This is a genomic window from Boseongicola sp., assembly GCF_057460485.1.
Genome location: NZ_JBVCWP010000178.1, coordinates 1 through 7,896, shown reverse-complemented (window position 1 = coordinate 7,896; position 7,896 = coordinate 1). Strand labels below are relative to the sequence as shown.

11 protein-coding genes and 1 pseudogene are annotated in these 7,896 nt (G+C 56.8%); 7 read left to right on the top strand and 5 right to left on the bottom strand.

Going from position 1 to position 7,896, the window contains the following annotated elements; genetic code table 11:
- A pseudogene (locus AC221Y_RS16805) lies at positions 1-292 on the bottom strand (4-hydroxy-tetrahydrodipicolinate reductase); the annotation flags it as partial.
- A 93-nt stretch (positions 293-385) separates the two neighbouring features.
- Between AC221Y_RS16805 and rbfA the strand changes: the two are divergent.
- From rbfA to AC221Y_RS16780, 5 genes are read left to right on the top strand one after another with little or no spacing between them, the layout of a single operon-like run.
- On the top strand, positions 386-784 hold the full coding sequence (gene rbfA, locus AC221Y_RS16800; RefSeq protein WP_299754250.1) for a 30S ribosome-binding factor RbfA: 399 nt from the start codon (positions 386-388) through the stop codon (positions 782-784).
- Entirely contained in the window at positions 756-1,493 is a 738-nt protein-coding gene (locus tag AC221Y_RS16795; RefSeq protein ID WP_299754248.1) for a phosphodiester glycosidase family protein, read from the top strand. Before rbfA ends, AC221Y_RS16795 begins: the two co-directional genes overlap by 29 nt.
- A 60-nt stretch (positions 1,494-1,553) precedes the next feature.
- The gene (gene truB / locus AC221Y_RS16790; RefSeq protein WP_486707804.1) at positions 1,554-2,459 is read left to right on the top strand and encodes a tRNA pseudouridine(55) synthase TruB; all 906 of its coding nucleotides are present in this window, start codon (positions 1,554-1,556) and stop codon (positions 2,457-2,459) included.
- Positions 2,456-2,974: a DUF1643 domain-containing protein gene (locus tag AC221Y_RS16785; RefSeq protein WP_299754244.1), complete on the top strand. Its 519-nt coding sequence runs from the start codon at positions 2,456-2,458 to the stop codon at positions 2,972-2,974. Before truB ends, AC221Y_RS16785 begins: the two co-directional genes overlap by 4 nt.
- 54 nt (positions 2,975-3,028) lie before the next feature.
- Complete coding sequence (locus AC221Y_RS16780) at positions 3,029-3,229, top strand: hypothetical protein (RefSeq protein ID WP_299754242.1); 201 nt, start codon at positions 3,029-3,031, stop codon at positions 3,227-3,229.
- Between the two features lie 49 nt (positions 3,230-3,278).
- Here the strand turns inward: AC221Y_RS16780 and AC221Y_RS16775 are convergent, their stop codons facing one another.
- A complete protein-coding gene (locus tag AC221Y_RS16775) occupies positions 3,279-3,446 on the bottom strand; it encodes a hypothetical protein (protein WP_299754270.1) in 168 nt (55 codons plus the stop codon).
- A gap of 324 nt (positions 3,447-3,770) precedes the next feature.
- On the opposite strand from AC221Y_RS16775, the gene rpsO reads away from it, so the two are divergent.
- Positions 3,771-4,040 (top strand): 30S ribosomal protein S15, encoded by a 270-nt coding sequence (rpsO, locus tag AC221Y_RS16770; protein WP_299754240.1) that lies wholly within the window; start codon positions 3,771-3,773, stop codon positions 4,038-4,040.
- A 105-nt stretch (positions 4,041-4,145) separates the two neighbouring features.
- Here the strand turns inward: rpsO and AC221Y_RS16765 are convergent, their stop codons facing one another.
- The 3 genes from AC221Y_RS16765 to AC221Y_RS16755 form a co-directional block, all read right to left on the bottom strand.
- Positions 4,146-4,607 (bottom strand): copper chaperone PCu(A)C, encoded by a 462-nt coding sequence (locus AC221Y_RS16765; RefSeq protein WP_299754238.1) that lies wholly within the window; start codon positions 4,605-4,607, stop codon positions 4,146-4,148.
- 89 nt (positions 4,608-4,696) lie between these two features.
- The gene (locus tag AC221Y_RS16760; protein ID WP_486707803.1) at positions 4,697-5,110 is read right to left on the bottom strand and encodes a hypothetical protein; all 414 of its coding nucleotides are present in this window, start codon (positions 5,108-5,110) and stop codon (positions 4,697-4,699) included.
- Positions 5,107-5,409 carry a hypothetical protein gene (locus AC221Y_RS16755; RefSeq protein WP_486707802.1) on the bottom strand — a complete coding sequence of 101 codons (303 nt, stop codon included), beginning with the start codon at positions 5,407-5,409 and terminating at the stop codon, positions 5,107-5,109. Before AC221Y_RS16755 ends, AC221Y_RS16760 begins: the two co-directional genes overlap by 4 nt.
- 244 nt (positions 5,410-5,653) lie before the next feature.
- On the opposite strand from AC221Y_RS16755, the gene pnp reads away from it, so the two are divergent.
- Entirely contained in the window at positions 5,654-7,786 is a 2,133-nt protein-coding gene (gene pnp / locus AC221Y_RS16750) for a polyribonucleotide nucleotidyltransferase (RefSeq protein WP_486707801.1), read from the top strand.
- Positions 7,787-7,896 lie beyond the last annotated feature (110 nt).

Below are 7,896 nucleotides of genomic sequence, written 5' to 3'. Positions count from 1 at the left end.
GCACGATCCGTGCCTGAGCCGCTGTCGCAGCGTAGGCAACTGTAGCTTGCGGCGCGGTGAAATCGATGACCGCCTGCGCCGCGGCGAAGGTTTCCAACGCATCATCACTGACAACAACGCCGACCTCCGCACCGCCCATCGCAGCCCCGATATCCAGGCCGACCCAAGCATGCCCCGGCCGCACAAGAACGCCCGCCAGTCGCATGGCATCGCTCTCGCTTACGGCCTTGATAAGCATTTGACCCATGCGGCCGGCGGCTCCTGTGATCACAACACCGGGTAGATTGTGCATCTTTTGTCTCCTTTGTCGCTCTTCCATACGACCTCGCGGCGCGCGAGAAAAGCGCCGCTTGCGGGAGCCTGCACGAACGATTAGATCCGCAGTATGGCAAAGCCTCGTTTCAATGATGGTCCCGGACCCAGTCAGCGCCAACTGCGCGTGGCGGAATTGGTCCGTCGCAAGCTTAGCGACGTCCTGAACCGAGGCGACATACACGACCCTGACCTTGGCCGCATGTCGATCACGGTGGGGGAAGTGCGGTGCTCGACCGATCTGAAGGTTGCAACGGCTTATATTTTGCCCCTAGGCGGAGGTGACCGCGACGCCGCGCTGTCCGCCTTGCGCAAGAACCGTGCCGAGATCCGGCGCGTTGTCGCAAAAGGGCTGGCGCTGAAGTTCGCTCCTGAAATCCGGTTTGCAATAGATGAAACTTTTGACCGGCTTGACGATACACGTCGGCTTTTTGCAGACGACAATGTTCGCCGCGATCTGGACAGCGATTAGTTTGACGCTTTTGGCGGCAAGCGCGGCCACGGCTGCGGGTTGTCGCACGGTCGTTTTTGAAGACACACCCTTTTCGGTATGCGAGAGCGCACCAAGCGACAACATCCGCCTTTATTTGCGCGATGACGAAGGTGCGATACTTGGTACGTTTGACCGGATTATCGCCCAAGCAAAAGCCGAAACACGTGATATCGTTTTTGCGATGAACGGCGGCATGTATCACTCGGATCGCAGTCCGGTCGGGCTCTATATCGAAAACGGAATGGAAGAGGTCGGAATTGTCACCCGTGAAGGACCGGGCAATTTTGGCCTTTTACCAAACGGAGTGCTTTGCATCAAAGATGCGAGTGTTGCGGTGATCGAAAGCCGCACTTTCGCGGCCAATCCGCCGACTTGTACCTTCGCTACCCAATCCGGGCCGATGCTTGTGATTGATGGCGCGCTTCACCCCCGCTTCCTGCCAGACAGCGCGTCGCGTTTCATTCGAAACGGCGTCGGCGTCACCGAGGACGGGACGGTTTTCGCGGTCATTTCGGACGTTCCGGTCACGTTTCACCACTTTGCACGGCTGTTTCGCGACCTGCTTGGCACGCCCAATGCGCTTTTCCTCGATGGCAAGGTATCCCGCCTTTACGCACCCGACTTGAACCGGCGCGATTTCGGATTTCCATTTGGACCGATGCTGGCCGTTACGCGCGCCTCTGATTGACGCCTCCCGCCGCAACCGATAGCAGACATTTTTTGATGCAACCCAAAGGCGGGAACCGACGTGGCACGGCGTAAAAAAGGACGCGATATCTCAGGATGGGTTGTGGTGGACAAGCCTGCGGGGATGTCTTCCACTATGGTAGTCGGCAAGGTGCGCTGGGCGTTTGACGCCAACAAAGCAGGTCACGCAGGCACCTTGGACCCGGAGGCCACAGGCATCCTCGCCATCGCATTGGGCGAGGCGACAAAAACCGTGCCATTCGTGACCGACGCGACAAAGGCCTATTCATTTACTATCAAACTGGGCGCCGCCACAAACACAGATGACGCCGAAGGCGAGGTAATAGCGACTTCAGACACGCGTCCGGAAGACGCCGAAATTCGCGCAGCCCTCCCTGCCTTCAGCGGCGACATCCTGCAAGTCCCGCCACAATTTTCTGCGGTAAAGATCGACGGGCAACGCGCCTATGCCTTGGCCCGCGCGGGCGAAAGCGTGGAAATCGCGGCCCGACCACTTTTTGTCCAGCGTCTGGAATTGATGGATCGCCCCGACGCCGACCACGCCACGCTTGAGATGGAATGCGGGAAAGGCGGGTACGTCCGCGCGATTGCCCGTGATCTCGGCGAGACTTTGGGATGTTTGGGGCACGTTCTAAAATTGCGCCGCATTTGGTCCGGTCCCTTCACGCTTGAGGATGCGGTCTCTTTGGATCAAATCAACCAGATGGCGCGCACACCCGAGTTGGACGAAATACTTTTGCCGCTTGAAGTTGGTCTCGCGGATTTGCCGGAATGTCGTACCACAGCCGAGGGGGCTGCGCGCCTTAGCAACGGCAATCCAGGAATGGTGATATCAAGCGAGGCTGAGTTCGGCGATCTTGCATGGGCTTCGTTTCAGGGACAGCCCGTTGCGGTCGGCATTTACCGGTCCGGTGAACTTAGTCCGACGCGCGTGTTTCGATTGTGAGTCTCGTCACTCGGACGCATGCCATCGACGGCACCGAAAGCAGCGCCGTGTATTCGGATTGCGAGCGCTATCGCTTTGCCTTGACGCGGACATGGGGCACCAGCGGCGGACGCCTTCTGTTTGTAATGCTGAACCCGTCGAAGGCCACTGAGCTGGCGAACGATCCCACGGTAGAACGCTGCGAGCGTCGCGCACGCAAGCTTGGCTATGCCGCGATGCGCGTCTGCAATATCTTTGCCTGGCGCGAAACCGAACCTGCATTACTTAAGAAAGCGCGTAATCCGATTGGCAACGCCAATAATGCACAGCTTCACGAGGCTGCGGGTTGGGCAGACAACATTCTCTGTGCGTGGGGAGTGCATGGCGCCTACCTCGGACGCGGCAATGAGGTGGCGCAAATGTTGTCCGAGCATGAAGCGCCGCTTCTTTGTCTTGGACAAACCAAAGATCGACATCCACGCCATCCGCTTTACGTCAGCTATTTACAGGCGCCAGTCCCTTGGGCACCCGCCTAGGCAGAGGCAGTCTGATCCACTGCCACAAGCTTTACGTTTCGCGGACCCGCATCTATGGCTCCGATCAAAACTGCCGCCACCCGGCCATCGGCAAGCTCCAAGGCGTCCGAGCCATCAGGCGTTATCGAAACCGAAACGGCGGTTGTCGCAAAACTTCATCGGGCCGCCGTCATCTTCTATCTCGCACTCTGCAACATCGCGCGCCGCGTCTTGTTTCCAGGCGGCTTCTTCTTTGATGAATTCACTTTCGCGTAGATCCAGAAGTTTTGACAAAAGGTAGGATTGCGGTCCCTTGCGCGGATGGTTAAACCGCGCCTTCCCAGCCCTCTAGGCTTTCGGCGTCGTCATCTCCAGTGCCGTCGAGAAAGTCATTTCCGATATCACCACGGATCGTGTCATTCCCCGCACGACCAAAAATCACATCGTCAAACACGGTTCCGGTCAACAAATCAGGACCCGGCGTACCCTCGATCCGTCAAGTCGGGTTTTTTAGCTTTCAAAGCCGCCACCCGAGCCTCCGCTGCCCCCCAATGAAACGAGACGGCCCACGCCGAGTATCGCAAGAAGGATTTCCATCAATCTCGCCTGTTCTGCCCGGCTTATAATTTAAAGGGTCTATCCACGGAAATCTTGACCTACTCAGGCCCGTCGCAGCGCTCTCCAGAAACCGCTTTGCAAACGGGGCGAGATCTCCTATACGCCCGCATCCGCGCCGCAATTTGGGGCCGGACCCTCCAAGGGCCCTGCTGGACGACATCCCGGCTTGCGCCATCACTCAAACCCTAAGGAGACCCCGATGTCGATTACGACTGAAGAAAAAGCAAAAGTTATGAAAGAATTCGGCACCAAAGAAGGCGACACCGGTTCGCCCGAAGTTCAGGTTGCCATTCTTTCCAGCCGCATCGCAACGCTGACCGAACACTTCAAGACCCACAAGAAAGACAACCACGGTCGCCGTGGCCTTTTGAAGATGGTCGCGACGCGCCGGAAGCTTCTGGACTATGTCAAAGCCAAGGAAGAGTCCCGTTATCAGGACTTGATCCAACGCCTCGGCCTGCGTCGCTAAAAGGGATTTCGGTTCAACAAGAGCCGGACAGCCTGACGCGGAAAGACCTTCCAGAACGAACGATGTGGCGCGGGAAACCCCCGCGCCATTTTCGCAGTAAGGGTCCTAGTTGGACACCGAATGCCCGCTGTGATCCATGCCTTGCTCGGTCACCACAAAAGTCACGGGCACTTCTCCAGCGCGATCAAAGACCAGCGTCGCGTCAACCATGTCGCCCGTCGGAAATTCGCCAGGCTGAAGCCCCATAATCATCACATGGAAGCCACCGGGTGCAAATTCGACCATGCCCTCGGAAGGGATCGAAATTGCCTCAACATGAAGCATCCGCATGACACCATCTTCTTCACGGCTTTCGTGGATCATCGCCATCCGGCCTTCAATCTTGACATCGACGAGCAGGTCGCCTTCCGCACCCATGTTCGAAATCATCATATAAGCACCGGCGGCCCTCGCATTCTCGAAGGCTTTATAGATCACTGGATCCGATACTTTGATCGTGCCAACTTGCTCGCTAGCAACCGCCGAAGTCGCCATAAGCATTGCCGCAATAGACAGAGTTTTACGCATTCTAGTCACCCAAACTAGGTTTTCCGTAATCTATAGGTAATTGCTTGCGCTCGGCCACTCCAGAACTGCGCGACGATCCGGCGCGGGTCTTAGGTGGCTATTCGCGGCCTTCTTGGTGTTCTTGGCCAGATCATTCCGGCAGCAAAAGCGGCAAACGCCAGTGCAATCACTGCAAGCCAACCCGCAGCCCCTTGCTCCCGAGGTTCAGGCGCACAAAGCGTTAGCGCTCCGCCATCTGGCAAAGACACAGTTTGATCCCAAACCTCGACGTGAGGAATGAACTCCCGCACGCGCAACTCAAGGACGCCACGGCCGGTTTCCGGAAGCTCGATCACCAGCTCGGCAAACCCGCCGACCTTCCACGCGAAAAACCTCAGATACCCTTCTAGCGTCACAAGGCTTATATTTTGCACCGTTTCAGGCGAGGTGCAGACGGCGATCGAAAGCTCAGCGTCATAGGGCGATGTAAAATCCGGCCCTATATCCGGGTCATGCACCATCATCGAACGCGCCTCAAATGGGGTCGTAGTGCCGCCCAAGCGCACCGTACTTGACGCAAAAATCTCGTCGGCAAGCGGGAACGTCCCGTCATAAAGCCGCGCACATCAACCGTTCCATCGTTCGCCGGTAACCCTTCGGCCCCCATCCCGAAGATCCGCCTGAGATCAGTCGCCGCCATCTTGAAATACAGTGCAACAGATTGCGCGCTGCGATCCACAATCAACGTGGCGTCGGCAGCAATCGCCGGAGTCGCCAGAGCAATGGACACCGCCGCGCTGAAAAAGGGGCGAAAATTCAACATTTCACTCTCCTAAATGATTGCGCAGCCCCAAAAGTCGAGCCTTTGGCCATGCGCAGAACGCACTACACCCCGCACCAACGTGAAAATTCATTTCCAAAGCGCGTATTTTCCTGTAAGGGCGGCCTATCTGAGACGTGACGCACTGACCCTGGCGCATGAAATGATAAGAGGGGTCGGCGGCAATGGGGCCGCCACTTAATCGGGCACTCGGACCGCCGAGACAGGCCCAAACAGGATACGAAAAATGTTCAATGAAGTGAAAAAATCCATTCAGTGGGGCGAAGAGACGCTTACACTGGAAACAGGCAAAGTTGCGCGTCAGGCAGACGGCTCAGTTATCGCCACATATGGTGAGACCTCCGTGATGGCCAACGTGACTTTCGCAAAAAGCCAAAAGCCGGGTCAGGACTTCTTTCCTCTGACCGTGCACTATGGTGAAAAGTATTATGCCGCAGGTAAAATTCCGGGCGGTTTCTTTAAGCGCGAAGCGCGTCCGACGGAAAAAGAGACGCTGACCTCGCGCCTCATCGACCGTCCTATCCGTCCGCTGTTTGTCCCCGGCTTTAAAAACGAAGTTTTGGTGATCTGCACGGTGCTTAGCCACGATCTGGTCAATGACCCGGACATCATCGCTATGATCGCAGCCTCTGCTGCACTGACGATTTCGGGTGCTCCTTTCATGGGTCCGATCGCCTGCGCACGTGTTGGCTTTGAGGATGGCGAATACATTCTGAACCCAACCGTCGACGATATGCACGAGTTGAAAAACAACCCCGAGCAGCGTCTCGACCTGGTTGTCGCCGGCACCAAAGACGCCGTGATGATGGTGGAATCTGAAGCATATGAGCTTACAGAAGCCGAGATGCTTGGCGCTGTAAACTTTGCGCATCAGGAGATGCAGCCGGTTATCGACCTGATCATCGATCTGGCCGAAGATGCCACAAAAGAGCCGTTCGATTTTCAGGCTCCTGACTACAGCGGCCTTTTTGCCGCTGTTAAAGCCGCCGGCGAAGACAATATGCGTGCGGCCTATGCGATCACCGACAAGCAGGAGCGTACAACAGCCGTTGGCGCAACTCGCGACGCGATCAAGGCAACCTTGAGCGAAGAGCAGCTTGCAGACGAGAACCTTGGTTCAGCCCTTAAGAAGCTGGAATCGGCAGTTCTGCGCGGTGATGTTGTCAAGCATGGCCGTCGTATCGACGGTCGCGCAACGGACGAAATTCGCGATATAGTTGCAGAAACCGGCATTCTGCCGCGGACCCACGGTTCGTCGCTTTTCACCCGTGGTGAGACACAAGGTCTGGTTGTTACCACGCTTGGTACCGGCGACGACGAGCAGATGATCGACGCGCTTTCGGGCACGTATCGTTCAAACTTCATGCTGCACTATAACTTCCCACCCTATTCGGTCGGTGAAGTGGGTCGCTTCGGCTTTACAGGCCGTCGCGAAATCGGTCACGGCAAGCTTGCCTGGCGTGCGCTTCAGGCGGTTCTGCCTGCAGCAACTGATTTCCCTTACACTGTGCGCGTGGTGTCCGAGATCACTGAAAGCAACGGTTCATCGTCGATGGCGTCGGTCTGTGGTGGCTCTTTGTCGATGATGGATGCGGGCGTTCCGCTGAAATCGCCGGTTGCCGGTGTGGCAATGGGTCTGGTTCTGGAAGACGACGGGTCCTACGCGATCCTGTCCGACATTCTGGGCGACGAAGATCACCTTGGCGACATGGACTTCAAAGTAGCGGGTACCGAAAACGGCATCACATCGCTGCAGATGGACATCAAAGTCGCAGGCATCACGTCTGAAATTATGGAAAAGGCGCTTGCACAGGCGAAGACAGGCCGGATGCATATCTTGTCCGAGATGAACAAAGCTCTGTCGGAGACGTCCGAGTTTTCGGTTCACGCACCTCGCATCGAGACCATGCAAATCCCGACCGACAAGATCCGTGAAGTGATAGGCTCGGGCGGTAAGGTCATCCGCGAGATCGTGGAAGTGTCCGGTGCCAAGGTCGACATCAACGACGAAGGTATCATCAAGATCGCCTCGCCGAACGGTGACGCTATCAAGAAGGCCTATGACATGATCCACTCGATCGTGGCCGAGCCGGAAGAAGGCAAAGTCTACAAAGGCAAGGTCGTGAAGATCGTCGATTTCGGCGCCTTTGTGAACTTCTTTGGTAAGCGCGACGGTCTTGTGCACGTCAGCCAGATTGAGAACCGTCGTCTGAACCATCCGTCGGATGTTCTGAAAGAAGGTCAGGAAGTCTGGGTCAAGCTTCTGGGCTTTGATGACCGCGGCAAGGTGCGCCTATCGATGAAGATGATCGATCAGGAAACTGGTGAAGAAACTGCAGCAGAAGCCGACGCCGAGTAATCTGTGTTCTCTGTTTCGCCCCTTGCGGGGCGATCCGCGCCGCCCTTAACAGGGCGGCGCTTTTCGTTTGGGGCTCTGAGCCAGCCACCTTTGGCGGCTCCCCCAGAATT